Raw genomic sequence first — 25,095 nt, forward strand, 5'->3', positions numbered from 1 at the left:
ACGGCCATGCCTCGCTTCAAGGACTTCCGGCCCGCCGGCGTGATCCCGGCGACGCTGCTCGCGCTCCATGACGACATGAGCATCGACGAGCGCCAGACGCGCCGCCATCTGCGCGATTGCGCGCTGATCGATGGGGTCAGCGCCGTTACCGTCAACGGCCATGCCTCGGAGGTCCATGCCTGCTCCTTCGACGAGCAGCAGCAGATCCTGGCGGCGTCGCTGGCCGAGGTCGGCGACCGGGTGCCGCTGATCAACGGCATCTATGCCGATGGTTCGATGGAAGCCGCGCGGCTGGCGGCGATGGCCGAGCGCGAGGGTGCTTCGGCGCTGCTGGTCTTCCCGCCCAACAGCATGATGATGGGCGGGCAATTGCGGCCGGAGATGGCGATCGCGCATTACCGGCGCATCGCCGACGCCACGGATCTGCCGATCATCGCCTTCCAGTATCCGATGGGCGGCGGGCTCGGCTATCCGTTCGAGACGCTGCTCGCCCTGTTCGAGGCGGTGCCGACGATCGCGGCGATCAAGGACTGGTCGAACGATCCGATGCTGCACGAGAAGCACATCCGGACCTTCCAGGCCCTCGCCCGCCCGGTGAACGTGCTCACCACGCATTCCTCCTGGCTGATGGCGTCGCTGACGCTGGGCTGCAACGGCCTGCTCTCGGGCTCGGGCAGCGTCATCGCCGATCTGCAGGTGGCGTTGTGGCGGGCGGTTCAGGCGGGCGATCTCAAGGCGGCGCAGGCGGTCAACGACCGCATCGTACCGCTGTCGCAGGCCTTCTACGCGCCGCCCTTCCTCGACATGCACAACCGCATGAAGGAGGCGCTCGTGCTGCTCGGGCGCCTCGACAGGGCTGTGGTGCGGCCGCCGCTGATGAAGCTGCCCGACGCCGAGATCGCGCGGATCAAGCAGGCGCTCGATCAGGCCGGGATCGGCCGCGAGGGCGCCCTGCCGCTGGCCGCTTGAGGCGCCCCACCCCGCCGGGGCGCAGTCTCGCTACCGGGCGCCGGCGCTGACGAAGTTGCGCAGTTCAGGCGTCTGCGGGTTGGCGAAGAGCTCCTGCGAGGGGCCGCTCTCCCAGATCTTGCCCTGGTGCATGAAGACGGTCGTGCTCGCGACATTGCGGGCGAAGGCCATCTCGTGGGTGACGAGCAGCATCGTCATGCCGTCCTTCGCCAGCTTCTCCATGACGAGCAGCACCTCGCCGGTCAGTTCGGGGTCGAGCGCCGAGGTGACCTCGTCGAACAGCATCACCTTGGGCTGCATCGCCAGCGAGCGGGCAATCGCCACGCGCTGCTGCTGGCCGCCGGAGAGGTTGTCGGGGTAGCTGTCGAATTTCTCGGAGAGGCCGACTTGGGCGAGCACCTCGCGGGCGCGTTCGGCCGCCTTGTCCTGCGGCACATTCTGCGTGATGCGCGGCGAGAGCATGATGTTCTGCCCGACCGTCAGATGCGGGAACAGATTATAGCTCTGGAAGACGATGCCGACATCCTTGCGCAGCTCGCGCAGATGCTTCTGGTCCTGATCGACGACGTGGCCGGCGACCTCGATGCGGCCGACATTGATCGCCTCGAGGCCGTTGATGCAGCGCAGCAGCGTGCTCTTGCCCGAGCCCGAGCGGCCGATGAGCGCGACGACCTGGCCGCTCTCGACGTAGAGCGAGACGCCCTTCAGGACCTCGAGGTCGCCGAAGCGCTTGTAGACGTCGTCAATGAGAACGGCTGGCATTCATCACCTTTTCGAGATGGCGGCTGAGCCGGGACAGCGGGAAACAGATCGCGAAATAGATCACCGCCACCAGCGAGAAGACCTGGAAGGCCTGGAAGGTCGCGTTGTTGACGAGCTGTCCCGCGCGAGAGAGTTCGACGAAGCCGACGACCGAGACGATCGAGGTGTTCTTGACCAATTGAACGAGGAACCCGACCGTCGGCGGCAGCGAGATGCGCACCGCCTGCGGCAGGATGACATAGCGATAGGTCTGTGCCGGCGAATGGGCGAGCGAGGCCGAGGCCTCCCATTGCTGGAACGGCACGGACTGGATCGAGCCGCGCCAGATTTCGGCGAGATAGGCCGAGACGTAGACGGCGAGCGAAGCGGAGGCCGCCAGGAAGGGCGGCAGCTCGATGCCGATGATCGAGAGCCCGTAATAGCTCATGAACAGCACCATGAGCACGGGAATGGACTGGATCACCAGAATGTAGGCGGAGGCGAAGTGGCGGATCGGCGCGATCCGCGACAGGCGCATGATCGCCAGCGCTCCGCCGATGACGCCGCCGATGGCGAAAGCGATCACGGTGAGCAGCAGGGTCCACCCCGCCGCCCGGAAGATGAACATGGCCTCTGGCCAACCGAAGGTCTGCATCAGGCCGCCTCCGCCTTAGCAGCGAGCCGGGCGAGGCCCGAAACCTGCGGGAAGAGCCTGCGCCCGAGCCAGAGCAGGAACACCTTCAGCGTCAGCGCCATGACCAGATAGACGCCGGTGACGATGATGTAGGTCTCAAAGCTGCGGAAGGTGCGCTGCTCAACGAGGGCGGCGGCGCCCGAGAGCTCCTGGACCGAGATGAAGGAGCAGATGCTGGAGGCCAGCATCATCAGCACGAACTGGCTCGACAGCGCCGGCCAGACCCGTGCGAAGGCCGGCTGCAGCATGACGTACTGGAAGACCTGGCGGCGCGAAAGGGCCAGCGAGAGCCCGGCCTCGAGCTGGGATTTGTGGATCGAATCGATGCCGGCCCGGATGATCTCGGTTGAATAGGCGCCGAGATTCAGCGTCATCGTCAGCAGGGCCGCCTCGACGCCGGACATGCGGATGCCGAGCAGCGGCAGGCCGAAGAAGATCATGAAGAGCTGGATCAAAAAGGGCGTGTTGCGCATCAGCTCGACATAGGCGTCGACGACGATGCCGGCCCAGCGACCCGCCAGCGTGCGCAGCGCCACCAGCAGGACCGCGAGCGTGCAGCCGAGCACGATCGCGGCGGCCGAGAGCCAGATCGTCAGCCAGATGCCGCTGATGATCAGGTCGGATTCGGCAAGGACAGGGTCGAACTGCAAGGAGGTCTCCTCCCCCGCTCAGGGGCTGCGCCGGTCACGGGGCGCGCCGGTCGACGGCGCGCCCCGCGGGTCATGAAAAGGCCGGCACGGACAAATCCGCGCCGGCCCGGTGCAGGGATCAGAAGGTGGGCAGCGTCGGCAGCGGGCCGCCGACCCACTTCTCGGAGACCGCGTTCAGCTCGCCGTTCTGCTTGATGTAGTAGATCACGTTGTTGAGCCACTGCTTCAGCTCGTAGGCGTCCTTGCGGACGGTCATCGAGTTCGGCTGCATGCCGAAGAAGAACTTCGCTTCCGTCTCGGTCTCGCCGCGGGCCTTGATGGCCGCGTTGGCCTGGGCGTCGGGACCCGCGATGGCGTCGACCTGGCCGGAGAACAGCGCCTGCATCGTGGTCGAGTCGTCCTCGAAGCGCAGGATGGTGAGGTTCAGTTCCTTCTCGCGGTTGACGAATTCGCGCTCGACGCTGGAGCCGCGATTGACGCCGACCTTGCGGCCCTTCAGGTCAGCCCAGGTTTTGATGGGCGTGCCCTTCTTGGCATAGATGCCCATCTGGAAGGCGCTGTAGGGGATGGTGAACATCACCGCCTTGGCGCGCTCCGGCGTCGGGGCGAGCGTCGCGACCAGGAAGTCGACCTTGTTGGCCTCGAGCGCCGGGATGCGGGCGGGCGGCGTCAACTGAACCACCTCCATCGGCAGGCCGATGTACTTGGCGACGAGGGCCGCCACATCGGCGTCATAGCCGATGGCGTTGCCGGTGGAGTCGACCGAGCCATAGGGCGGGGCGCCGATCAGCACGCCGATGCGCACCTTGCCGCGCTTGGTGATGTCGGCCATCGACTGGGCCGAGGCCTGGCCGGCAGCCATCAGGCCGGCGCCGAACGCCAGCAGCGTGCCGGCAATCTTGAGATGCTTCATCAGATTCATGGTGCCGTTTCCTCGTTGGGCTTTGGGATCGATGTTGTTGCTCCGGCTTCGTGTGGCCGGTTTGCTCGGCGGTCTGGGCGCTGAAGCCTCGATGGAGGGCTGGCCGGACGGCCCGCTTTCCCTTCGCTGCTTCAGGCGCGCCCTTCCCGCACCACGTTGCTGAGCGCAGCCCCGGAGAGGCACCGCGTGATGTTGTCCGCCATGGTTCGCTGCCGGCGGCTGATGGTGCCGCTGGTCCAGCCCGACATGTGCGGCGTCATTAAAACGTTTGAAAGCTCATGGAAAGGCAGTTTTGATGGCAAAATATTAGGCTCCCCCGCATTCGGGTAGCGATACCAGGTGTCGATGACCGCGCCGCCGATGCGGTTGTCACGCAGGGCCTCGAACAGCGCCGCCTCGTCGATGGTCGGTCCGCGGCCGACATTGAGGATCACGGCGCCAGGCTTCATCGCCGCCAGAGCCGCCCTGCCGACGAGGCCGGTGGTGTCGGCCGTCAGCGGCACGGAGACGACGAGCGCATCGACCGAGCCGCAGAAGGCTTCCAGTTCGTCCAGGCCGAAGGCGCGGTCGACGAGGTCGGATGTCGCGACCGGGCTGCGGTTGGCGACATGGACCTTCATCTCGAAGGCCTTGGCGCGCCGCGCGATCGCCTTTCCGACATGGCCGAAGCCGAGCAGGCCGATGGTCTGGCCCGCGATCTCGCCATGGACGCGGTCGGGCGACCCGGCCCAGTAGGCCCAGTCGCCGCGGCGCAGCCTGGCGTCGGCATCGGCGAGCGGGATGGCGCGGGAGAGCAGCGCGCTCATCACATATTCCGAGATCGCCTGCTCATGGCCGAAGCAGTTGCAGAGATGCGTCTGCGCCGGCAGCAATCCGACATCGACGGCGTCGTAGCCTGCGCCGGGCACGTGGAAGAGTCGCAGATCCCGGGGCATGGGGACGCTGCTGTCGAACTTCACGCCGATGATCGCCTGCGCCGCGGCATAGGCCTCGCGATCCGAAGGGCTTTCCAGCGCATCGGGCAGGATGCGGATCTGCGCGTCGGGGCCGACGAGTTCCTCGAAGCCCCGGCTGAAGGAGGCGGCGTTCTCGCCGTGGAAGATGATGCGCATGGTCGGCTGGTCCGGTTCGAGCGGTTGAATCCGTCAGGTGGCGAGCAGGGGTTCGACGCTGCAGTCGAGCAGCGAGGGATCGAGCCGTGTCTCCATCTCGTCGAACATGCCGTCGACAAAGGCGATCAGGGCATCGGAGGCCGCGACCGCGCGCTCGACATGGCGCGTCGCGATCGCGTTGAGCACCGCGAGATGGTGGTCGATCGTGCCCGCGAGGCCCGGCTGCTCGGTCATGTGGGTGTGGTAGATGAAGCCGATGCGCCGGAAGAGCGTGTGCAGCGGGCGCAGCGTGTGCTCGAGGAAGGGCTCGCCCGCCGCCGACAGCACCATCTGGTCGATGCGACGGTCGAGCGTGTTGAACTCCGATAGCGTCAGCCCGTCGCGGCGTTCGCGCAGCAGGCGCTCCATATGCAGCATCTGGTTGCGGTGGGAAGGGCCGGCCCGCTCCGCGGCAAGCCTGATGACGAAGCGCTCGATGTCGCGGCGCAGATGTAGCAGCACTCGCTCGCGCGCGAGGTCGATCGGCGCGATCTGCAGGCCGTGGCGCGGTCGGATCACAATCAGCGTGTCGGCGGCCAAGCGGTTGACGGCATGGTGTACCGGCGTGCGGCCAAAGCCGGTCACGTCCTGGAGGTCCTGCATCGCGAGAAAGCGGCCGGGCGGCAGTTCGCAGCGGACCAGCATCTCCTCGAGGCGCTGATAGGCCAGTTCGAACAGATTGACGCGGTTGCGGCGCGGCGGGAGGCCGTCCTCCGCCGTCACCAGTCTCGGCCTGTCAGCGCGCTGCGACACCGTGTTTCTCCCTGGGCGAAGCTCATTTGGCGGCTCCATTGATCATACAGTCTAAACATATTGTGATATTTTACAAGCACTCCTATGCTGCCGCCAATCTGCCTGGTCCGGAGCCTGTCGCGCCGTCCCTGGCAGAGGCCATCAACCACAGCGTTCAGCGGCCAGCAGCCGTCGAAGAGCGCGCGCCGCCTGGGAGACCACTGTGAAGATCACCGCCATCGAGACGCTGCGGACGGAGGAGTTCGCCAATGTGCTGTGGGTGCGCGTCCATACGGATGCCGGCATCATCGGGCTGGGTGAGACCTTCTATGGTGCCGGCGCGGTCGAATCCCACCTGCACGACACGCTCGCCATGCGGCTGCTCGGCAAGAACCCGCTCCATATCGAGGCGCTGCACCGGGAGATGACGAACCTGCCGATGGCGCAGGCCTCGACCGGGGTGGAGTCGCGTGCGACCTCCGCGGTCGACATCGCGCTCTGGGATGTCTTCGGCAAGGTCTGCGGCCAGCCGGTCCACCAGATGCTCGGCGGGCTGTGCCGCGACAAGCAGCGAATCTACAACACCTGCGCCGGCTACAAATATGTCCGCTCGCACAACATCAAGCCGGTCTCGACCTGGAACCTCGGTGATACCAGCGGCCCCTATGAGGATCTCGACGGCTTCATGAACCGCGCCGATGCGGTGGCCGAGAGCCTTCTGGAGAGCGGCATCACGGCGATGAAGATCTGGCCCTTCGACCCGGCCGCGATCGAGAACAACGGGCTGTTCATCACCCCCGAGCAGATGCGCAAGGCCTGCGAGCCGTTCGAGAAAATCCGCAAGGCGGTCGGCGACAGAATAGAGATCATGGTCGAGCTGCACTCGCTCTGGAACCTGCCGACCGCGATCAAGATCGCTAGGGTGCTCGAGCAGTACGAGCCGAGCTGGTACGAGGACCCGATCCGGATGAACTCGCCGCAGGCGCTTGCGGAGTTCGCCCGTTCGACGACGGTATCCGTCTGCGCCAGCGAGACGCTGGGCTCGCGCTTTCCCTACAAGGACATGCTCAACCGCGACGCGATGCACATCGTCATGGCGGACCTGTGCTGGACCGGCGGCCTGACGGAAGGCCGCAAGATCGCGGCGATGGCGGACACCTATCACCGCCCCTTCGCGCCGCATGACTGCATCGGACCGGTCGGCTTCATCGCCGCGATCCACGCCTCCTTCAGCCAGCCCAACACGCTGATCCAGGAATCGGTGCGCGCCTTCTACACCGGCTGGTACAAGGAGCTGGTCACGACGATGCCGACGATCGAGAACGGCTATGTCCTGCCGATGGAAGGGCCGGGTCTCGGCGTCGAGTTGCTGCCGGCCGTGTTCGAACGCACGGACCTGACCGTTCGCCGCTCCAGCCTGTGAGGATGTGACATGACCAATCCCCTCTTCGACCTCTCGGGCAAGACCGCCCTCGTCACCGGCTCATCACGCGGGCTCGGCCGCGCCATGGCGGAAGGGCTGGCGGTCGCCGGCGCGCGCATCCTGATCAACGGAACGGACCCGCTGCGGGTGGCCGAGACCGTGTCGCAATTCCATGCGGCGGGACACAAGGCCGAGCCGGCGCCGTTCAACGTCACCGACGAGGCCGCGATCGTCAGGGCCTTCGAGACGTTCGATGCGGCCGGCATCGCGGTCGACATCCTCGTCAACAATGCCGGCATCCAGTTCCGCAAGCCGATGGTCGAGCTCGCCACCGCAGACTGGCAGCGCGTGATCGACACCAATTTGACCTCGGCCTTCATGATCGGCCGCGAGGCGGCCAAGCGCATGATCGCGCGTGGGGCTGGCAAGGTCATCAATATCGGCTCGCTGACCAGCGAACTCGCGCGGGCGACGGTGGCGCCCTATACGGTCGCCAAGGGCGGCATCAAGATGCTGACGCGGGCCATGGCGGCGGAATGGGCCGAAGCCGGCATCCAGGCCAATGCGATCGGCCCGGGCTACATGATCACCGACATGAACCAGGCGCTGATCGACAATCCGAGCTTCGATGCCTGGGTCAAGGGCCGCACGCCAGCCCGCCGCTGGGGCCGGCCGGACGAGCTGATCGGCACGGCGGTGTTCCTGGCGTCCTCCGCCTCGGACTATGTCAACGGCCAGATCATCTATGTCGATGGCGGGATGTCGTCAGTGCTCTGAGCGCGGACGGCGCGCTGGAACTTTACCCAGCGTGAAGCATTGAAAGGGAGCACCCGCGGCATTCCGCCGCCCGTTCCCCGACGTCCTCGCCGATCATCGTCGGCGGGTCGCCGTCGCCAAAGGCCGTCGAGCGCTCGCCCGCTCGCTCCGTTTCATGCCTGCATCCTCCTTCCGGTTCTTCCTGCGCGAGCAGACGCGGCCCGCGCATGAGAGGCTCGATCGGCTCGTCGGGCCGATCGACAGCGCCGCGCGCTATGGGGCTTTCCTGCGCGCCTCCTATGCACATCGCGCGGCGGTCGAGGGTTACCTCGCGGAGGCGGCCTGGCCTGCACCCTTCGGCGCCTGGCGGCCTGCCGCGCTGCTGCCGCTGCTGCGGCAGGACCTCGCCGATCTCGGTCTGCCGCGCCCCGAGGTTCGCCCGCTCGACCTGTCAAAAGACATCTCCCGCCGCATCGGCGTCGCCTACGTGCAGGAAGGGTCGTCCCTGGGCGCCCGGTTGATCGTCAAAATGGCCGCGGGACTCGGCTTCGACGGGGCTCGCGGTGCGCGCCACCTCGCTGCGCAGGCCGGCGGCCTTTCCAACTGGCAGAGCTTCGTCGGGATCATCGACGGTCTTTCCGGCGTTGATCAGGGGGCAGCGGTCGGGGCGGCGGTCGCCGCCTTCGATCATGCGGCCGCGGCGATGAAGGGCAACGGGTTTTCCTGAGATGGCGACCGTCGATCTGACGAATTGCGACCGCGAGCCCATCCACGTCCCCGGCAGCATCCAGAGCCATGGCTGCCTGCTGGTCTGCGATGAGGGCGCCGTCGTGGTCCGGCGCCAGTCTGAGAACGCAGCCGCGTTCCTGGGCCTGCCCGAGCAAAACCTGGTCGGCCGCAAGCTCGAAGACGTCTTGGGCGGGACGCCGGTGCATGAGCTGCGCAACGCGCTCTCGCGTTCCGGCCAGCCTTCTCGGCCGGGGCTGATGCCCAGCGTCACGCTGTCGACGACGCCCCGAATCTTCGACATCAGCGTGCACCGCTTCAAGGGCAATGCGATCATCGAATTCGAGCTGTCGAGCCCGAAGGGACCGGCCTCGCCGCTCGAGTTCGCCCGGACGCTGGTCGGTCGGCTCAGTCATGTGCGGACGCCGCGCGAACTGATCGACAGCGCGGCGCGGCTGCTGCGTGCGATCCTGCAATATGACCGCGTGATGATCTATCAGTTCGCCGCGGACGGCTCGGGTCAGGTCGTCAGCGAGGCCAAGAGGGCCGATCTCGAGAGCTTCCGGGGCCAGCATTTCCCCGCCAGCGACATCCCGCAGCAGGCGCGCCAGCTCTATCTGCTCAATCCGATCCGCCTGGTCTCGGATGCGAGCGGCGCGCGGCATCCGATCGAGCCCGTGCTCGACGAAGCCGGCCAGCCGCTGGACCTGACCTATTCGCATCTGCGCAGCGTCTCGCCGATCCATTGCGAATATCTGCGCAATATGGGTGTGGCCGCCTCGATGTCGGTGTCGATCATCGTCGACGGCGCGCTCTGGGGGCTGATCGCCTGCCACCACTACTCGCCCCGCTCGATGTCGATGAACCAGCGCATCGCCGCCGAGATCTTCGGCGAGTTCTTCGCGCTCCAGCTCGGCGCCCTGACGCAGAAGCAGAAGCTCGAGGCGGGCGACCGCGCCCGGCGCTACCTCAAGGATCTGCTGGCGTCCTCGGTCCACATGACCGATCTCTCGGCGTTCCTGCGCTCTCATCTGGCCTCTTTCCCGGAACTCGTCGCCTGCGACGGCGTCGGCCTGCTGCTCGACGGGGTCTGGTCGTCTTGGGGCGCCGTGCCGCCGGCCGAGGCCGTTCCAGAACTCGCGGCCTATGTGGGTCAGGCTTCACCTGGGGCTGTCTTTGCGACCAGCGCCCTGTCGGATGAGGTCCCGGCCGCGCGCGCCTTCGCCGCCGAGGCGTCCGGTCTGCTGGCGATCCCGCTCTCGCAACGGCCGCGCGACTATCTGCTGCTGTTCCGGCGCGAACTCGTCCAGACCGTCGAGTGGGGCGGCGATCCGAACAAGACCTATGCATCCGGGCCACTCGGCGACCGGCTGACGCCCCGCCAGAGCTTCGCCGTCTGGAAACAGACGGTCGAGAACCGCTCGCTGCCCTGGATGCCGGTGGAACTCGACCTGGCGGAATCGGCGCGCGGCGCCCTGATCGAGGTCGTGCTGCGCCAGGGCGAATTGCTGTCGGAGGAGCGCGGCAAGACCGAGGCCCGTCAGAAGATGCTCAACCAGGAGCTCAACCACCGGGTGAAGAACATCCTCTCGGTGATCCGCTCGATCGTCTCCTATCCGGTGCAGGACGAAACGGCGATCCGCGCTTACGTGCAGACGATCCAGGGCCGCATCGACGCGCTCTCGCTGGCGCATGACCAGGCGACGCTCTCGGCCGGAGGCGGGGCGCTGCGCGAGCTGTTCGAGGCGGAACTCGCGCCCTATCTCGCAAGCGCCCAGCGCGTCGCGCTCGAGGGACCATCGGCCGCGCTCGACCCCAGGGCGTTTTCCGTGCTCGCCCTCGTCATCCACGAACTGGCGACGAATGCGGCCAAGTACGGGGCGCTGTCGCGCGAGGGTGGACGCGTGGCGCTGGAATGGTCCCGGTCCGAGCCGGGCGACTGCCTGATCAGCTGGCGCGAGAGCGGCGGGCCTCCGGTCTCGCCGCCGACGCGGACCGGCTTCGGCAGCGCGCTCGTCTCCCGCAGCATTCCCTTTGATCTCGGGGGGCGCAGTGACGTCAGCTTCGCCCCGAGCGGCGTGGTGGCGCGGCTGACCATTCCCGCCCGGTTCATGTCCTGGGAGGCCGCGTCGGCGATGGCCGAGGGGGCGGCGCCCGCAGCAGTTCCGGCCGACGCCCCCTCGCCGGTGCAGGGCAAGAGCGTGCTGCTGCTGGAGGACCAGTTCCTGATCGCCATGGATGTCGAGGAGATGCTGCTGTCTATGGGAGCGGCGAGCGTCACCATCTGCGCCAGCGTCGCCGAGGCGATGAGCCTGCTCGAACGCGACCTGCCGGACATCGCGGTGCTCGACGTCAATCTGGGGACGGAGACGTCGGAGGAGGTGGCGCGGCGGCTTGTGGCGGCGAAGCGACCCTTCGTCTTCGCGACCGGCTATGACGACGGCTCGCGGCTGCCGATCATCGACCACCCGGCGCCGGTCGTGCGCAAGCCCTATTCCGTCGGAAGCCTCAGCGCGACGCTCCGGCAGGCGCAGCACGGCATGGTCTGAGAAGGCCGATCAGGCCGCCTTCACCGGGCGGTCGCGCCGACAACACCCGACCCCAGAACGCAAAAGGCGCCGGGAGGCCCGACGCTTGCGACAATCTCGAGGGCTATATGTCCTGGAGCGGGAGAAGGGATTCGAACCCTCAACCCCAACCTTGGCAAGGTTGTGCTCTACCCCTGAGCTACTCCCGCATCAGGACATCGGCGCAGCGTTTCCGCCGCGGAGGCCGGCTTATTGCCCCAAAGCGGCGCGCAGTGCAAGCGCCTTGTTGCGGCAATTTCATCTTTTCCCGGAAGCGCCGCCGAACGCGCCGATCCGGTCGCGCGCGGGCGCTTGTGGCGGCGTTTGCGGCGGGTTACGCAGCGCTCCAACGCTCTTTCGAGGCCGGGCCCGCCTTCTCATGTCGCAGAATATCGCCGCCGCACCGCTGACGCCCAAGCAACTCTGTGCGCATCTCAGTGAGCGCGGGATCGCCTATGTGCGCGTCGATCACGAGGCGGTCTTCACGGTGGCCGAATCGCAGGCCCTGCGCGGCACGCTGCCGGGGCTGCATTCCAAGAACCTGTTCGTGAAGGACAAGAAGGGCCGGCTTTTCCTGGTCTCGGCGCGCGAGAATGCGCGCATCGACCTCAAGCGCCTGCATGAGACGCTGGGCGCGAGCGGGCGGCTCTCCTTCTGCTCGGCCGAGGCGCTGATGGAGAAGCTCGGCGTGACGCCGGGCTCGGTGACCGCGCTGGCGGTGATCAACGACCGGGCGGGGGCCGTGACGATGGTGCTCGACCGCAACCTCGCCATCGGCGAGCCGGTGAACTTCCACCCGCTGATCAACACCGCGACGCTGCGGCTCGAGCTGGACGATCTGCTGGCCTTCCTGCGCGAGACCGGCCACGATCCGATGATCGTCGATTTGCCGGTTCCCGAAGATGGACAGAACGCCTGATCCTCCCCATCTATGGGCTGGCTGCGGGCGCGGCCGGACCACCCCGTTTCCGATATGCAGGCGATGAAGGACGTCCCATGCTGGTCAATGGCGACACGGCCGAACAACCCGGCCTGATCAAGGACACGAGCACCCAGGGCTTCCGGCAGGATGTCATCGCCGAGTCGATGAAGCAGCCGGTGCTGGTCGACTTCTGGGCGCCGTGGTGCGGCCCCTGCAAGCAGCTGACCCCTGTGATCGAGAAGGTGGTCAAGGCGGCGCGCGGCAAGGTGCGCCTCGTCAAGATGAACATCGACGAGTTCCCGGAGATCCCCGGCCAGCTCGGCATCCAATCGATCCCCGCGGTCATCGCCTTCAAGCAGGGCCAGCCGATCGACGGCTTCATGGGCGCCCAGCCCGAGAGCCAGGTGAAGGCCTTCATCGAGAAGCTCGTCGGCACGATGGGCCCCGGCGCGACGGAGGAGGTGATCGCGGCCGCCAAGGCGGCGACCGAGGCCGGCGACGCAGCCGGCGCCAGCGAGCTCTACGCGCATGTGCTCGAGCTCGAGCCGGAGAACGTCGCGGCGATCGCGGGTCTGGCGAAGCTGCATCTCGATCTCGGCGATCTCGAGGGGGCCACCGGCATCCTCGCCATGGTTCCCGAGGCCAAGGCGGCCGATCCGGCCGTGGTGGCGGTGCGCGCCGCGATCGAGCTGGCGCAGCAGGCGGCGGCGCTCGGGGATACGGCGGAGCTGGAGGCGAAGGTCGCCGCGGATCCGAAGGACCACCAGGCGCGTTTCGATCTGGCGCTGGCGCTGAATGCGCGCGACCGGCGCGAGGAGGCGGTCGATCATCTGATGGCGATCATCAAGGCCGACCGTACCTGGAACGACGACGGCGCGCGCAAGCAGCTGCTGCAGTTCTTCGAGGCTTGGGGGCCGATGGACGAGCACAGCATGGCGGGGCGGCGCAAGCTCTCCACCCTGTTGTTCTCCTGAACGCGAGGAGCGGCCGATGGGCATGAACGCCGTCTATGAGGGGCCGGAGGACTGCCCGGCCGTGGTGCCGGTCTTCCCGCTCGGAGGCGCGCTGCTGCTGCCCCGCGGGCAGATGCCGCTCAACATCTTCGAGCCGCGCTACATCGCCATGATTGACGACGCGATCCGCACGCATCGTGTCGTCGGCATCGTCCAGCCGGAGCCGGAGAGCAGCCGCCAGGCGGCGACGCCGGGGTTGCTGCAGGTTGGCTGCCTCGGCCGGATCACGCAGTTCGCCGAGACCGGCGACGACCGCTACATCCTGACGCTGACGGGGGTCGCGCGCTTCCGCATCGCCGAGGAGCTGTCGGTGACGACGCCATATCGCCAGTGTCGCGTCGGCTATGACGATTATCTGATCGACTTCACGGCGCGCGCCGGCGAGGAGGCGGTCGACCGCAACGCCCTGCTCAAGGCGCTGCGCGCCTTCGCCAAGGCGAGCGAGCTCAAGATCGACTGGAAGGGCGTCAACGAGGCCCCCAACGAGGCGCTGGTCAATGCGCTCTCGATGATGTGCCCCTTCGGTCCGCGCGAGAAGCAGGCCCTGCTGGAGGCGCCGACCCTGAAGGAGCGCGCCGAGGTGCTGGTCGCGATCACCGAGATCGAGCTGGCCCGCAACGGCGGCGATCCCGAGACGACGCTGCAGTGAAGCGGGTGTCCGCCGCCCTCATCCTGAGGAGCCGCGGAGCGGCGTCTCGAAGGATGGTTCAGGAGGTTCCCGACGCCGCTGGAGCATCCTTCGAGACGCAAGGCTTGCGCCTTGCTCCTCAGGATGAGGGCTGAGCGGTGCACCCGACCTCGTATCCCCCGCGCCGCGCCGTCACGGCCTGGCTGTTCTTCGACTGGGCGGCGCAGCCCTTCTTCACGCTGATCACGACCTTCGTCTTCGCGCCCTTCTTCGCCGCGGCGCTGGCGGCCGACCCGGCGCAGGGGCAGGCGCTGTGGGGCTATGCGACCGGTTTTGCGGGGTTGTGCATCGCGCTGCTCTCGCCGCTGCTGGGGGGCATCGCCGACCGGACCGGGCCGCGCAAGCCGTGGATCGCGGTGTTCGGCGCGATGCTGGTGCTGGGGTCGGGTGCGCTCTGGTTCGCCGTGCCGGGATCGCCCTGGGCCGTGCCGATCGCGCTGTGCGGCTTCGTGCTGGCGACGATCGGGGCCGAGTTCGCGACCACCTTCAACAATGCGATGATGACGCGGCTGGTGCCGCCCGAACGGCTGGGCTGGCTCTCGGGCACGGGCTGGGCGATCGGCTATCTCGGCGGGCTGATCTCGCTCGCGCTGACGCTGGCGCTGCTCGCAGCCGATCCGCTCACCGGCAAGACGCTGGTGGGGCTGATACCGATCCTCGGGCTGGATGCCGCCGCACGCGAGGGAGACCGTTTCTCCGGCCCGCTGACGGCGCTCTGGTTCGTCGTCTTCGTGGCGCCGATGTTCCTGTTCACCCCCGACACGGTGCGCTCGGGCCTGAGCCTGCGGGCGGCGGCGCAGGGTGGCGTCGGTCGCCTGATGGCGACGCTGCGGGAGCTGCCGCGGCTGCCCTCGCTCGGGCGCTTCCTGCTCGCCAACATGGTCTATCAGGACGCGCTGGTGGCGCTGTTTGCCTTCGGGGGCATCTATGCCGCCGGCGTCTTCGGCTGGCAGACAATCGAGATCGGCGTCTTCGGCATCCTGCTGACGGTGACCGGCACGTTCGGCGCCTGGATCGGTGGCCGGGTCGATGATGCGATCGGCGGCAAGACGGTGGTGCTGGGGGCGATCGGCTGCCTGCTGCTGGCCTGCCTCGGCATTCTCTCGCTGGCGCCCGACCGGATCCTGTTCGTGGTCGAGGCCGCGCCGGCCACGCCCGGCGACGGGCTGTTCGGCTCGCTGTCCGAGAAGGTCTATCTGGGCTTGGGCCTGCTGATCGGGCTGGTGGCGGGGCCGCTGCAGGCGTCCTCGCGCAGCCTGATGGCGCGGTTGGCGCCGCCGGAGCGCGTCGGCGAGTTCTTCGGGCTGTTCGCCCTGTCGGGGAAGGTGACGTCCTTCCTGGGGCCGACGCTGGTGGCGCTGGCGACGACAGTCTTCGCCAGCCAGCGCGCGGGGCTGGCCGTGCTGATCCTGTTCTTCCTGACCGGCGGGGCGCTGCTGGCGGGGGTCAAGGTGAAACGGGCGCCGTAAACCGCTGTCGTTCCGGGGCGGCTCGAAGGGCCGAACCCGGAACCCATAACGGGGTACAACGCCAGCCGGAACCGGGCCGCAACCGCCGTGCCCGGTCGTGGGTTCCGGGTTCAGGCGCTGCGCGCCTGCCCCGGAATGACTGCCCTCACCGAACCAGAATGTTCCGGAACTGCCAGGGATCGCTCTCGTCAATGTCTTCCGGGAAAAGCCCGGGGCGACCGTCGAGCGGGGTCCAGTCGGTGTAATAGCCGTTGACCGGGCCGAGATAGGGCATCTGGATCTCGAGGCAGCGGTCGAGGTCCATCTCCTCGACCTCGACGATGCCGGCGTTGGGATTTTCCAGCGCCCAGACCATGCCGGCGAGCACGGCCGAGGTGACCTGCAGACCGGTCGCGGTCTGGTAGGGGGCGAGCTTGCGGGTCTCTTCCGTGGAGAGCTGCGAGCCGAACCAGTAGGCGCCCTTCTCGTGGCCGTAGAGCAGCACGCCGAGCTCGTCGATGCCGTCGATGACCTCCTCCTCGTCGAGGATGTGATGCTCCTCCTGCGGGCGGCCGGCATTGCCGAACATCTCGTGCAGGGAGAGCACCGCGTCATTGGCGGGGTGATAGGCGTAGTGGCAGGTCGGGCGATAGATCGCCTTGCCGCTGTCGTCGCGCACCGTGAAATAATCGGCGATCGAGATCGACTCGTTGTGCGTGACGAGGAAGCCGTGCTGGGGACCCGGCGTCGGGCACCAGCTGCGGACCTTGGTCGCGGCGCCCGGCTGCATCAGGTAGATCGCCGCCTGAGAGCCGGTCTCGTGGGTGCGGGCGTTGTCCGGCATCCACTTCTCATGGGTGCCCCAGCCGAGTTCGGCCGGCTGGACGCCCTCCGAAATGAAGCCCTCGACCGACCAGGTGTTGACGAAGACGCCGGGGGGCTTGGGGTTCTTCGAGCGCTGGGTGTCGCGCTCGGCGATGTGGATGCCCTTGACGCCGACGCGATGCATCAGCGCGGCCCATTCCTCGCGTGTGGTCGGCTGCGGCACGTTGAGGCGCATGTCGGCGGCGATGTTGAGCAGCCCCTTCTTGGCGAGCCAGGAGGCCATGCCGGGATTGGCGCCGCAGCAGGAGACGGCCGTGGTCGAACCCGGCTTGCGGGCGCGCTTGGCGGCGAGCGTCATCTCGCGCAGCGCATAGTTCGAGCGCTCGCCCGGGCCCTTGGTCTCGTCGAAGTAGAAGCCGAGCCAGGGCTCGTTGACCGTATCGATATAGAGCGCACCGAGGCTGGAGCAGAGCTCCATGATGTCGCGCGAGCCGGTGTCGCAGGAGAGGTTGACGCAGAAGCCCTGGCCGCCGCCGGCGGTCAGCAGGGGGGACAGCATGTCCTTGTAGTTCTCGAGCGTCACGGCTTCGTGGATGAAGCGGATGCCTCGCTCGTCGAGGAGGTGGCGGTTCTGGTCATCGGGCGCGATGACGACGAAGCGGCTCTTGTCGAACTTCAGGTGCCGTTCGATCAGCGGCAGCGTCCCGCGGCCGATCGAACCGAAGCCGATCATCACGATCGGGCCGGTGATCTCTCCATAGACGGGCCAGGTGCTCATTCTCGGGTTGTCTCCTTTGGGATCGGCGCTGTTCACGGGTGGCCGCGCGGAGCCACCCCGGCTCCTAGGGGGGAAGCGTCCCTCAAGTCAAATATCAACCGCAGAGGCGGTCGCGAGCGCACTCCGCGAAGGTCTAGTGGCTGCCGGGATAGTCAGCGTCCAGAACGAACGGATAGGGGCCGGGCGAGCGTTCGACGAAGGCCATGTGCGTGACGAAGCCGGCGCCCTCGCGGAAGGAATGGAGCAGATAGGCCGGCGGCTCCATATGGAAGGTCGAGGGGCTCGCCTCCGAGAGGTTGAGGGTGACGGCATGGGTCACGCTCGGGGCGATCTGCGCGATCGTGCCGGAAAAGCGCGTCACGATCGGCCGGTGGTGATGGCCGCAGAGAATGCGCTCGATATTGGGATGACGCGCGACGATGGCCGCGAATTCCTGCGCGCCGTCGAGGAGGCGGATCGCATCCATGTGACGGATGCCGCAGTCGAAGGGCGGGTGGTGCATGAAGATCGCGACGGGCTTGCCGTCGGCTTCCGTCAGCGCCTTGTCGAGGAAGGCGAGCCGCGCGGGGCAGAGCGCACCGGCGCTCTTGCCCGGCAGCAGCGTGTCGAGGCCGATCAGCCGCATGGGGCCGCAATCGGCGACGAACTGGACGAAGCCGCCGTCGAGGACCTGCCGCGCATCGAGCGCCAGGCCGGCGGTCAGCGTCTCCCTGCGGTCATGGTTGCCCGGCACGAGCAGGACCGGGATGCCGAGGCCGTCGAGCATGGCGCGCAGGATCGCGTATTCCTCGGGCAGGCCGCAATCGGTGAGATCGCCGGTGATCACCAAGAGATCGGGCCGGGGCGAGAGCCGCGCCACGACATCGAACGCGCGCTCGCTGAGCGCATTGGTCTCGGAGACGCGATAGGCAGGCTTGCCGCGCGGGCGGATGTGCAGGTCGGTGATCTGGGCGATGAGCATGTGTCTTTGCCTGGCAGGATGAAACGCGTACCCCTCCCCCTTGTGGGGAGGGGCCAGGGGTGTGGGGCGGAAAGCCGAAGCGAGCGTTAGGAAGATGGTGCGCTGCCGCTGTTGCCATCGCGTTGATGACCGTGCGTCGAACCCGGTCGTTCGCCCCCACCCCCAGCCCCTCCCCACAAGGGGGAGGGGAGGAGCACAAGCGGCGAACGTTGATGGCGCGCGTTCAGTTCGTCGGCAGCTTCAGCGCGGTCTGCTCGACATAAGGACGCATGATCTCGTCGGCGCCCTTCTGGGCAGCAACGAGGGCCTCCTTCGGCTGCTTCTTGCCCGAGAGCACGGCGGCCAGCTCGTCCTCGATCGCCTTGCGGACGGGGACGGTCTTGTAGGTGGCGAACCACGGCTTTGCGACGGCGAGCTGGCTCACGGCGATGCCGGCGTCGGGGTTCTTGGCGAGGAACGCCTTCATCTCCGGCAGGTCGTAGGCGGCCTTGTTGGGGGCGAAATAGCCGGTGGCGCGGCTCCACCAGCCGGACTTCTCAGGGCTCGTCATCCAGTTGATCAGCGTCCAGGCGGCCTTGCGGCGCTCGCCCTCGACGCCGGTCGGGATCACCAGCGAGGCGCCGCCGATCGGAACCTCGTTCTTCACGTTCTTCGGCACGAAGGCGACCTTGTAGGGGAACTTCGCGTTGTTGCGGATATGGGTCAGCGAGCCCGTCGAGAGCAGCATCATCGAGGCCTGGCCGGAGAGAAAGGCCGAGGAGACCGCGCCGCCCGCCTGGACGCCGGCCGGATGGACCTTGTGCTTGGCGATGAGGTCGGACCAGAAGGTCAGGGCGCCGAGCATCGAGGGGGTGTCGTAATAGACCTCGCCGCCGTAATCGACATTGAACCACTGGCCGCCATTGGAATGGGTCAGGGCCTGCAGGATCCAGCCGCCGTAATCATAGTTGGAGGGCATCATCATGCCCCAGCGGGTGACGCGGTCGCCGTCACGCTTGGTCAACTTCTTGGCGGTCGCGACCAGCTCCTCCCAGTTCGCCGGCAGCTTGTTCGGGTCGAGGCCGGCTTCCTTGAGATGGTCGGTGTTGACGTAGAGCAGCGGCGTCGAGTTGTGGAAGGGCACGCCATAGACCTGACGGTTGAGGACGGCATTGCCGTGCAGCGCGTCGAAGAACTGGCCCATGAACTGGTCGTTGGTCTTGCCGTCGGCCTTGATCAGGCCGTCCATCGGCTGGATCTCGCCCTCGATCTTGAGGTCGAGCAGGAAGTTGGCGGACATGATCACGGCGGCCGGCGGCTTGCCGGCCTTCATCGCGGCGCGGGTCTTGATCAGCGTCTCGTCATAGGAGCCGGTATAGACCGGGGTCGCCTTGATCGACGGGTTCTTCTCGTTGAACTCTTTGATCATCGCGGCCATGTCGCGGGCCAGCTGGCCGTCGACGGGGACGGGAAAGAACAGCTCGATCTCGGTCGGCGCCTGGGCGAAGGCGGGCGACAGCGCGAAGCTCGCGGCGAGCGCGGCACCGGCGAGGACGTTGCGTCGGGTGGTCGTCATGGTGGCTTCCCTTACTTGATGCCGGAGGAGACGAAGGAGTTGACGAAGGCGCGCTGGAACAGCGCAAAGGCGATCAGCAGGGGGGCGCTGACCAGCAGGGTTCCCGCCGCGATGACGCCCCAGGCCTGCGCGCCCTCAGCCCCGCGGGTGAAGGAGGCGAGGCCGACGGTGAGCGGGCGCAGATCGGGCGAGTTGATCACCATCAGCGGCCAGAGGAACTCGTTCCAATGGGCGGTGACGGAGACGATCGAGAAGGCGACGAGCGAGGGCTTGGCCAGCGGCAGATAGATGAAGCCGATGCGCTGGAAGACGCTGGCGCCGTCGATCAGGGCGGCGTCCTCGAGTTCGCGCGGGATCGCCCGGAAGGCCTGGCGCATCAGGAAGGTGCCGAAGGCCGAGGCGAAATAGGGCGCCATCACGCCAAGCAGGCTGTCATAAAGGCCGAGCTGCGCGATCGTCGTGAGATTGGGGACGATCAGCACGACCGGAGCCAGCATCAGCTGGAGCAGGAACAGATAGAAGCACAGCGTCCGGCCGGGAAATTCGAGCCGCGCGAAGGCGTAACCGGCGAGCGTGATGGTGACGATCTGGACGGCGAGAATGCCGAGGGTGATGACGAGCGTGTTCAGGCCGTAGCGCGGGAAATCGGCCGAGGCCCAGGCCTCGCGGAAATTCGCCAGCGTCGGGATGTAGGACGGAATCAGCGAGGCCATGCCCGCCCCGATGCTTTCGGGATTGAAGGCCGCGACCAGCATCCAGAGGAAGGGCACCATCCAGAGGCCGGCGATCAGCAACGTCGCGGCATAGCCGAGCTTCGGTGTGATCTCGCCGGTCGAAACGCCGGTGCTCATGGTGGCGGCGCTCATGCTTCCTTCTCCCCGAAGGAGCGCTCGAGCGTGCGCAGCGAGGAGGCGGTGACGACGAGCAGCAGCGCCAGCATCACCAGCGTGCCAGCCGCCGCGCGGCCGGCGTCGTAGTTCTCGACCGCCTGCTGGTAGACGTAGAACAGCAGCAGGTTGGTGGAGTCCGACGGGCCGCCCTTGGTCAGGACGAAGACATGATCGACCTGGGTGACGACGTTGAGCAGGCCGATGACCAGCACGAAGCCGATGGTCGGCTTGAGAAAGGGCAGGGTGACGTAAGCCAGGCGCTGCCATGGGCCGGCACCATCCAGGATGGCGGCCTCATAGGCATCGGCCGGCACCGCCTGCAGGCCGGCGAGGAAGAACAGCATGTAATAGCCGGCATTCTTCCAGACCGTCAGCACCATGATCGACCAGAGCGCGATGTCCGGGTCGCCGAGCCAGTTGGGGCCGGAGATCGCGAGCTTGGCGAGGTGGTAGTCGAGCAGCCCGACATTGGGCAGGAAGAGGAACAGGAAGATCGAGGCGGCCGCGACGAGCGGGATCAGCACGGGCAGGAAGAACAGCGCCCGGAACAGAGCATTGACCCGGCTCGACCGGGCCAGCGCCATGGCGAAGCCCAGCGCCAGGACGAGGCTGGGGATCACCGTGCCGAGCGCGTAGACGAGGTTGTTGGCCAGCGCCTTGCGGAAAGCGGGATCGGCGAAGAGCTTGAGGAAGTTATGCGGGCCGACATAGGCCTGCGGCCCGCCGACGCGGACCTGCCCGTGCAGCGACTGCCAGAGAACCTGGACGACCGGCCAATAGGTGAACAGCGCCAGGAACAAGAGCGAGGGCGCCAGCATGGCGAAGGCGAGCAGGGTCGCCCGGCGCGGCCGCCAGCGCGGCGCGCTCCATTCCCTCGCCTTGCCCGCCGTCAGAACCGCCTGCGCCATGAACCCCACCTTCGGGCGGGGTCATGGCGGGCGGTGACGACGGAGCGGCTACAGTCCGATGACGGATGCGTGACGGCCCCGGCGAAACGCTGCGGCCGTCACGGTTATCCTCAGGCGGCGCGGCGCGCGGGCTCCGCGGCGGCCGAGGCCCCGGCCGGACGGCCGGTGGCGACGAGGACGCCGGTTGCGCCCGACAGCGCGCCGTCGCGCAGTTCGAGGCCGAGGAAACGCTCGCGCTCGACCGGGCCGGGCATGGCGAGATCGCGGGTGAGATCGCCCGAGAAGCCGAAGCGCTCGTAATAGGCGGCGTCGCCGACGAGCAGCACGGCGCCATGGCCGCGGCAGGCCGCACGCCAGATCACTTCCCGCATCATCGCGCGGCCGAGGCCCTCGCCCTGCAGCTCGGGCGCGACCGCGAGCGGGCCGAGCAGGAGCGCGGCCTTGCCGTCGGCATCGACATGCCAGAGCCGCACCGTCGCCACGACGACGCCGTCGCGCTCCGCGGTCAAGGCGAGGCCTTCAGCCGGCAAACGGCCTTCGCGCAGCCGCTCGCTCGACTTGGCGGTGCGGCGCTCGCCGAGGCAGCGGTCGAGCAGCGCCTCGCGGGCGGGGATGTCGGCAGCGACTTCGTCGCGGATCGTGATCATGACGCACCTCCGGCCGGAGCGCCTGCGCGCAGCAGACCTTCCCGGCGCCGCGCGCGAGCGCGGCCACAAGCAACAGGGATGTGTGGAAGAGGGTCCGGCGGGAGCCACGTCCGCCGCGCTTCCTTCTGGAGGCGCGGACGCTCCGCCCGAAACTGCGGGCGGCCTGCCGATCATGGCAGGGCGCTTCGCCGGACCCGATCTCGCGGGGCGCCCTGCGGCGCCCCGATCACGTCAGATGACGTACTGCTTCAGCGGCGGGAAGCCGTTGAAGGCGACGGCCGAATAGGTCGTCGTATAGGCGCCCGTGCCCTCGATCAGCAGCTTGTCGCCGATCTCGAGGCTGAACGGCAGCATGTACGGGGTCTTCTCGTACATGACGTCGACCGAATCGCAGGTCGGGCCGGCCAGGATGCAGGGCACAGTCGCATCGCCGTCGCGGGCGCTGCGGATCGGGTAGCGGATCGCCTCGTCCATGGTCTCGGCGAGACCGTTGAACTTGCCGATGTCGAGATAGACCCAGGCGACCTGATCGTCCTTGGCCTTCTTCGAGATCAGGACGACCTCGGTCTCGATCAGGCCGGCATTGCCGACCATGCCGCGACCCGGCTCGATGATCGTCTCCGGGAGCTGGTTGCCGAAATGCTTCGACAGCGCCTGGAAGATCGCATCGCCATAGGACGGCACGCCCGGGATCGGCTTCAGGTAGCGCGCCGGGAAGCCGCCGCCGAGGTTGACCATCGACAGCGAGAGACCACGGATGGCGCACTCCTTGAACACCGCCGAGGCCGAGGCCAGAGCGGAATCCCAGGCGTTCACATTCGCCTGCTGCGAGCCGACATGGAACGAGATGCCATAGGCGGCGAGGCCGAGACGATGGCCGTGCTCGAGCACGTCCGCGGCCATTTCGGGCACGCAGCCGAACTTGCGCGAGAGCGGCCAATCGGCGCCGGCGCCGTCGCAGAGGATGCGGCAGAAGATGCGCACGTCCTTCGCGCCGGTGGCAACCGCCGAACGGGCGACCTTCTCGACCTCGGCCGTGCAGTCGACGGCGAAGAGGCGCACGCCGAGCTCCATGGCGCGGGCGACGTCGCGCTCTTTCTTGATCGTGTTGCCGAAGGAGATGCGATCCGCCGTGGCGCCGGCCGCGAGCGCGAGCTCGATCTCGACGACCGAGGCGCAGTCGAAGCAGGAGCCGAGCTTGGCGAGCAGGGCCAGCACTTCCGGCGCGGGATTCGCCTTCACGGCGTAGAAGACGCGCGTGTCGGGGAGAGCCCGGGAGAAGGCATGGTAGTTCTCGCGCACGACATCGAGATCGATGACGACGCAGGGCCCATCCTCGCGGCGGGTACGAAGGAACTCACGGATGCGCTCGGTCATGAGACGCGTCTCCCTCCGGCGCAAGCGGCGCCGATGCGACATGAAGCCGGCTTGAGTCGATCGGGCGATCGGCGACGCGTTGGAAACGCCGCACATCACCGAACGAAACGTCCGGACCCTGGTAACCGTCGCTTGGGGAGACCCCGCACGCCCGGCAATGAAGGACAAGCCTCTTCGGTGCTGGTCTTTGGAGGACCAGCGAGACCAAAAAAAGCCCGTTCCGTCGTTGCTTTAAGCTGCGTCCCCCGTGGAGATTCGGGGTTCGCCGGTTTCGCCTCCGGCTGCCAGTCGCTGTTCGGTGACAGTTCCCTGGAGAAGGGAACCGGGAGCGTGATTTGAGGGGATATCCATCCCCCTCCATCCGTCTCCAACACCTGGCGGCTGTCCGGCCTCTTGTCCGGATGCCCACCGACTGACACGCGGCCACAGGCACGTGCGAATTGGGTAGACGGCATATACGGATGATGGGCCCCCGCTACAAGAGGTTTTTTGAGGCGCGGGGTCAAAATTGCGGAGGAGGCCGGTGATGTGTATGGTTCTGTCGATCCATACACATGGAGCCATGATGCGGACCAATATCGACATCGACGACGCGCTCTTGAAGGAGGCGATGGAGGTGACGGGACTTCCGACCAAGAAGGCGACCGTCGAGGAGGCGCTGCGCCGACTCGTCAAGAACGCCGAACTGCGCCAGGTGATCAGCGACATGCGCGGTCTGGGGTGGGAGGGCGATCTCGACGAGATGCGCACGGACAGGCCCGCCGACCCTCGCTCATGATTGTGGTCGACAGCTCTGTCTGGATCGCACAGCTGCGTGCGCAAAGCAGTCCAGCCGTCGCCGCGCTGTCAGGGATGCCGTCGCCGACGCGGATCATCGTTGGCGATCTGGTCCTGATGGAGGTTCTGCGCGGCGCCCGCGACGAGCGCCACGCCGAAAGTCTCGAGCGGGCGATGCGCCGCTTCAGGGTCGAGCCGATGGTCGATGTGGCGCTCGCGCTGGCCGCCGCCCGGCATTCCCGCTTTCTGAGGGGGCGGGGAGTCACCATCCGCAAGACGGTCGATCTCCTGATCGCCACCTTTTGCATCGAGCGCGGCCATGCCCTGCTCCATCAGGAGCGGGATTTCGACCGGATCGCGCAGCACTTGCCATTAGCCATCGCCTGAGCGCCGGCTACGCCCGCGCCTCGCTGAAGCGAATGCGGTTTCCAAAGGGATCGGGCACCTCCAACTGGCGCCCGCCGGGAGCGTTTTCCTGAATGCCGGGCTTCGAATAGGCGTAGTCCTTGCCGATCAGTTCTGCGCGGAAGGCATCGACGCCCTTGATCCTGACGAAGACCGTCGCCCCCGGGCTGGCGTCGCCATGGTGCTCGGAGAGATGCAGCGTCAGGCCGGAGCGCGAGACCTGCATGTAGATCGGAAAATTCGGGCCGAAGCGGTGCTCCCAGTCCAGCGTGAAGCCGAGGAAGTCGAGGTAGAATTCCCGGGCCTTCGCGAGATCGAAGATGCGCAGGATCGGAATGCCGGGTTGGAGTTCGACACCGGCGCCATCGCTTTGCGCCGGGGCCGGTTCCTCGCGGTGCTCGGCCAGGCGAGCCGCGGCTGTGTTCCAGTCGGCAAGGCCGAACTGGCGCGCCACGATTTCGAGGGTCTCGGAGTGGGAAAGATCGATCTGCCGGGAGGCCAGCGCCTCGCGCAGGGTCTTCGCCATCAGCTTCGCATCGCGAAAGCTTCGCATCGTCGTGATCCTTCTCG

Annotated in this window: 25 protein-coding genes and 1 tRNA gene; 11 read left to right on the forward strand and 15 right to left on the reverse strand. The window is 67.4% G+C overall.

The window, feature by feature from the left end:
• The first annotated feature begins 6 nt into the window (after positions 1 to 6).
• Positions 7 to 969 (forward strand): dihydrodipicolinate synthase family protein, encoded by a 963-nt coding sequence (locus SJY11_RS06165; protein WP_376985678.1) that lies wholly within the window; start codon positions 7 to 9, stop codon positions 967 to 969.
• Positions 970 to 999: 30 nt separating this feature from the next.
• Here SJY11_RS06165 and SJY11_RS06170 read toward each other — a convergent pair whose 3' ends face one another.
• From SJY11_RS06170 to SJY11_RS06195, 6 genes are all read right to left on the reverse strand, one after another.
• Positions 1,000 to 1,731, reverse strand: coding sequence for an amino acid ABC transporter ATP-binding protein (locus SJY11_RS06170; RefSeq protein ID WP_376985680.1), 732 nt, complete (start codon positions 1,729 to 1,731; stop codon positions 1,000 to 1,002).
• The gene (locus tag SJY11_RS06175) at positions 1,712 to 2,365 is read right to left on the reverse strand and encodes an amino acid ABC transporter permease (RefSeq protein ID WP_376985682.1); all 654 of its coding nucleotides are present in this window, start codon (positions 2,363 to 2,365) and stop codon (positions 1,712 to 1,714) included. The genes SJY11_RS06170 and SJY11_RS06175 overlap by 20 nt, the downstream gene beginning before the upstream one ends.
• Positions 2,365 to 3,054 (reverse strand): amino acid ABC transporter permease, encoded by a 690-nt coding sequence (locus SJY11_RS06180; RefSeq protein WP_326911521.1) that lies wholly within the window; start codon positions 3,052 to 3,054, stop codon positions 2,365 to 2,367. Before SJY11_RS06180 ends, SJY11_RS06175 begins: the two co-directional genes overlap by 1 nt.
• Before the next feature lie 118 nt (positions 3,055 to 3,172).
• Positions 3,173 to 3,976, reverse strand: coding sequence for a transporter substrate-binding domain-containing protein (locus SJY11_RS06185; protein WP_376985683.1), 804 nt, complete (start codon positions 3,974 to 3,976; stop codon positions 3,173 to 3,175).
• Positions 3,977 to 4,107: 131 nt separating this feature from the next.
• Entirely contained in the window at positions 4,108 to 5,088 is a 981-nt protein-coding gene (locus SJY11_RS06190) for a 2-hydroxyacid dehydrogenase (RefSeq protein ID WP_376985685.1), read from the reverse strand.
• Between the two features lie 33 nt (positions 5,089 to 5,121).
• Entirely contained in the window at positions 5,122 to 5,880 is a 759-nt protein-coding gene (locus SJY11_RS06195) for a GntR family transcriptional regulator (RefSeq protein WP_376985686.1), read from the reverse strand.
• A gap of 202 nt (positions 5,881 to 6,082) precedes the next feature.
• On the opposite strand from SJY11_RS06195, the gene SJY11_RS06200 reads away from it, so the two are divergent.
• From SJY11_RS06200 to SJY11_RS06215, 4 genes are all read left to right on the forward strand, one after another.
• Positions 6,083 to 7,282: a mandelate racemase/muconate lactonizing enzyme family protein gene (locus SJY11_RS06200; protein ID WP_376985688.1), complete on the forward strand. Its 1,200-nt coding sequence runs from the start codon at positions 6,083 to 6,085 to the stop codon at positions 7,280 to 7,282.
• A gap of 9 nt (positions 7,283 to 7,291) precedes the next feature.
• Positions 7,292 to 8,059 (forward strand): SDR family oxidoreductase, encoded by a 768-nt coding sequence (locus SJY11_RS06205; RefSeq protein ID WP_376985690.1) that lies wholly within the window; start codon positions 7,292 to 7,294, stop codon positions 8,057 to 8,059.
• Positions 8,060 to 8,213: 154 nt separating this feature from the next.
• Positions 8,214 to 8,765 carry a biliverdin-producing heme oxygenase gene (locus SJY11_RS06210; protein ID WP_376985691.1) on the forward strand — a complete coding sequence of 184 codons (552 nt, stop codon included), beginning with the start codon at positions 8,214 to 8,216 and terminating at the stop codon, positions 8,763 to 8,765.
• A gap of 1 nt (position 8,766) precedes the next feature.
• Positions 8,767 to 11,313, forward strand: coding sequence for an HWE histidine kinase domain-containing protein (locus tag SJY11_RS06215; protein ID WP_376985693.1), 2,547 nt, complete (start codon positions 8,767 to 8,769; stop codon positions 11,311 to 11,313).
• 113 nt (positions 11,314 to 11,426) lie between these two features.
• On the opposite strand, the gene SJY11_RS06220 is transcribed toward SJY11_RS06215, so the two are convergent.
• A tRNA-Gly gene (locus SJY11_RS06220) sits at positions 11,427 to 11,501 on the reverse strand.
• Positions 11,502 to 11,710: 209 nt separating this feature from the next.
• On the opposite strand from SJY11_RS06220, the gene SJY11_RS06225 reads away from it, so the two are divergent.
• The 4 genes from SJY11_RS06225 to SJY11_RS06240 all read left to right on the forward strand — a co-directional run bounded on the left by SJY11_RS06225 (position 11,711) and on the right by SJY11_RS06240 (position 15,423).
• A complete protein-coding gene (locus SJY11_RS06225; RefSeq protein ID WP_376985694.1) occupies positions 11,711 to 12,250 on the forward strand; it encodes a prolyl-tRNA synthetase associated domain-containing protein in 540 nt (179 codons plus the stop codon).
• Positions 12,251 to 12,327: 77 nt separating this feature from the next.
• On the forward strand, positions 12,328 to 13,227 hold the full coding sequence (trxA, locus tag SJY11_RS06230) for a thioredoxin (protein WP_376985696.1): 900 nt from the start codon (positions 12,328 to 12,330) through the stop codon (positions 13,225 to 13,227).
• Positions 13,228 to 13,243: 16 nt separating this feature from the next.
• A complete protein-coding gene (locus SJY11_RS06235) occupies positions 13,244 to 13,915 on the forward strand; it encodes an LON peptidase substrate-binding domain-containing protein (protein ID WP_376985698.1) in 672 nt (223 codons plus the stop codon).
• Positions 13,916 to 14,052: 137 nt separating this feature from the next.
• Complete coding sequence (locus SJY11_RS06240) at positions 14,053 to 15,423, forward strand: MFS transporter (protein WP_376985700.1); 1,371 nt, start codon at positions 14,053 to 14,055, stop codon at positions 15,421 to 15,423.
• Positions 15,424 to 15,568: 145 nt separating this feature from the next.
• On the opposite strand, the gene SJY11_RS06245 is transcribed toward SJY11_RS06240, so the two are convergent.
• From SJY11_RS06245 to SJY11_RS06275, 7 genes are all read right to left on the reverse strand, one after another.
• Entirely contained in the window at positions 15,569 to 17,005 is a 1,437-nt protein-coding gene (locus tag SJY11_RS06245) for a homospermidine synthase (protein WP_376985701.1), read from the reverse strand.
• Positions 17,006 to 17,138: 133 nt separating this feature from the next.
• Positions 17,139 to 17,966 carry a phosphodiesterase gene (locus SJY11_RS06250; protein WP_376985703.1) on the reverse strand — a complete coding sequence of 276 codons (828 nt, stop codon included), beginning with the start codon at positions 17,964 to 17,966 and terminating at the stop codon, positions 17,139 to 17,141.
• Positions 17,967 to 18,189: 223 nt separating this feature from the next.
• Positions 18,190 to 19,521, reverse strand: coding sequence for an ABC transporter substrate-binding protein (locus SJY11_RS06255; RefSeq protein WP_376985705.1), 1,332 nt, complete (start codon positions 19,519 to 19,521; stop codon positions 18,190 to 18,192).
• A gap of 11 nt (positions 19,522 to 19,532) precedes the next feature.
• On the reverse strand, positions 19,533 to 20,387 hold the full coding sequence (locus SJY11_RS06260) for a carbohydrate ABC transporter permease (protein WP_376985707.1): 855 nt from the start codon (positions 20,385 to 20,387) through the stop codon (positions 19,533 to 19,535).
• Entirely contained in the window at positions 20,384 to 21,229 is an 846-nt protein-coding gene (locus tag SJY11_RS06265; protein ID WP_376989262.1) for a carbohydrate ABC transporter permease, read from the reverse strand. The genes SJY11_RS06260 and SJY11_RS06265 overlap by 4 nt, the downstream gene beginning before the upstream one ends.
• Positions 21,230 to 21,429: 200 nt before the next feature.
• The gene (locus tag SJY11_RS06270; RefSeq protein ID WP_376985709.1) at positions 21,430 to 21,966 is read right to left on the reverse strand and encodes a GNAT family N-acetyltransferase; all 537 of its coding nucleotides are present in this window, start codon (positions 21,964 to 21,966) and stop codon (positions 21,430 to 21,432) included.
• A 231-nt stretch (positions 21,967 to 22,197) separates the two neighbouring features.
• Positions 22,198 to 23,343 carry a type III PLP-dependent enzyme gene (locus SJY11_RS06275; protein WP_376985711.1) on the reverse strand — a complete coding sequence of 382 codons (1,146 nt, stop codon included), beginning with the start codon at positions 23,341 to 23,343 and terminating at the stop codon, positions 22,198 to 22,200.
• Between the two features lie 565 nt (positions 23,344 to 23,908).
• On the opposite strand from SJY11_RS06275, the gene SJY11_RS06280 reads away from it, so the two are divergent.
• Positions 23,909 to 24,121 carry a type II toxin-antitoxin system VapB family antitoxin gene (locus SJY11_RS06280; protein ID WP_069056570.1) on the forward strand — a complete coding sequence of 71 codons (213 nt, stop codon included), beginning with the start codon at positions 23,909 to 23,911 and terminating at the stop codon, positions 24,119 to 24,121.
• Positions 24,118 to 24,507 carry a type II toxin-antitoxin system VapC family toxin gene (gene vapC / locus SJY11_RS06285; RefSeq protein WP_376985713.1) on the forward strand — a complete coding sequence of 130 codons (390 nt, stop codon included), beginning with the start codon at positions 24,118 to 24,120 and terminating at the stop codon, positions 24,505 to 24,507. The genes SJY11_RS06280 and vapC overlap by 4 nt, the downstream gene beginning before the upstream one ends.
• A gap of 7 nt (positions 24,508 to 24,514) precedes the next feature.
• On the opposite strand, the gene SJY11_RS06290 is transcribed toward vapC, so the two are convergent.
• Positions 24,515 to 25,078 carry a glyoxalase superfamily protein gene (locus SJY11_RS06290; protein ID WP_376985714.1) on the reverse strand — a complete coding sequence of 188 codons (564 nt, stop codon included), beginning with the start codon at positions 25,076 to 25,078 and terminating at the stop codon, positions 24,515 to 24,517.
• Positions 25,079 to 25,095: the final 17 nt, after the last annotated feature.

Origin of the sequence: Allobosea sp. R86505 (assembly GCF_042466375.1) — a bacterium.
Lineage (GTDB): Bacteria > Pseudomonadota > Alphaproteobacteria > Rhizobiales > Beijerinckiaceae > Allobosea.

Excerpts from the sequence above, each read along its gene's own strand:
- SJY11_RS06165 (WP_376985678.1), top strand. The coding sequence starts at position 7 with ATGCCTCGCTTCAAGGACTTCCGGCCCGCCGGCGTGATCCCGGCGACG.
- SJY11_RS06170 (WP_376985680.1), bottom strand. The coding sequence starts at position 1,731 with ATGCCAGCCGTTCTCATTGACGACGTCTACAAGCGCTTCGGCGACCTC.
- SJY11_RS06175 (WP_376985682.1), bottom strand. The coding sequence starts at position 2,365 with ATGCAGACCTTCGGTTGGCCAGAGGCCATGTTCATCTTCCGGGCGGCG.
- SJY11_RS06185 (WP_376985683.1), bottom strand. The coding sequence starts at position 3,976 with ATGAATCTGATGAAGCATCTCAAGATTGCCGGCACGCTGCTGGCGTTC.
- SJY11_RS06190 (WP_376985685.1), bottom strand. The coding sequence starts at position 5,088 with ATGCGCATCATCTTCCACGGCGAGAACGCCGCCTCCTTCAGCCGGGGC.
- SJY11_RS06205 (WP_376985690.1), top strand. The coding sequence starts at position 7,292 with ATGACCAATCCCCTCTTCGACCTCTCGGGCAAGACCGCCCTCGTCACC.
- SJY11_RS06210 (WP_376985691.1), top strand. The coding sequence starts at position 8,214 with ATGCCTGCATCCTCCTTCCGGTTCTTCCTGCGCGAGCAGACGCGGCCC.
- SJY11_RS06215 (WP_376985693.1), top strand. The coding sequence starts at position 8,767 with ATGGCGACCGTCGATCTGACGAATTGCGACCGCGAGCCCATCCACGTC.
- SJY11_RS06225 (WP_376985694.1), top strand. The coding sequence starts at position 11,711 with ATGTCGCAGAATATCGCCGCCGCACCGCTGACGCCCAAGCAACTCTGT.
- trxA (WP_376985696.1), top strand. The coding sequence starts at position 12,328 with ATGCTGGTCAATGGCGACACGGCCGAACAACCCGGCCTGATCAAGGAC.
- SJY11_RS06235 (WP_376985698.1), top strand. The coding sequence starts at position 13,244 with ATGGGCATGAACGCCGTCTATGAGGGGCCGGAGGACTGCCCGGCCGTG.
- SJY11_RS06245 (WP_376985701.1), bottom strand. The coding sequence starts at position 17,005 with ATGAGCACCTGGCCCGTCTATGGAGAGATCACCGGCCCGATCGTGATG.
- SJY11_RS06250 (WP_376985703.1), bottom strand. The coding sequence starts at position 17,966 with ATGCTCATCGCCCAGATCACCGACCTGCACATCCGCCCGCGCGGCAAG.
- SJY11_RS06255 (WP_376985705.1), bottom strand. The coding sequence starts at position 19,521 with ATGACGACCACCCGACGCAACGTCCTCGCCGGTGCCGCGCTCGCCGCG.
- SJY11_RS06260 (WP_376985707.1), bottom strand. The coding sequence starts at position 20,387 with ATGAGCGCCGCCACCATGAGCACCGGCGTTTCGACCGGCGAGATCACA.
- SJY11_RS06265 (WP_376989262.1), bottom strand. The coding sequence starts at position 21,229 with ATGCTGGCGCCCTCGCTCTTGTTCCTGGCGCTGTTCACCTATTGGCCG.
- SJY11_RS06270 (WP_376985709.1), bottom strand. The coding sequence starts at position 21,966 with ATGATCACGATCCGCGACGAAGTCGCTGCCGACATCCCCGCCCGCGAG.
- SJY11_RS06275 (WP_376985711.1), bottom strand. The coding sequence starts at position 23,343 with ATGACCGAGCGCATCCGTGAGTTCCTTCGTACCCGCCGCGAGGATGGG.
- SJY11_RS06280 (WP_069056570.1), top strand. The coding sequence starts at position 23,909 with ATGCGGACCAATATCGACATCGACGACGCGCTCTTGAAGGAGGCGATG.
- vapC (WP_376985713.1), top strand. The coding sequence starts at position 24,118 with ATGATTGTGGTCGACAGCTCTGTCTGGATCGCACAGCTGCGTGCGCAA.
- SJY11_RS06290 (WP_376985714.1), bottom strand. The coding sequence starts at position 25,078 with ATGCGAAGCTTTCGCGATGCGAAGCTGATGGCGAAGACCCTGCGCGAG.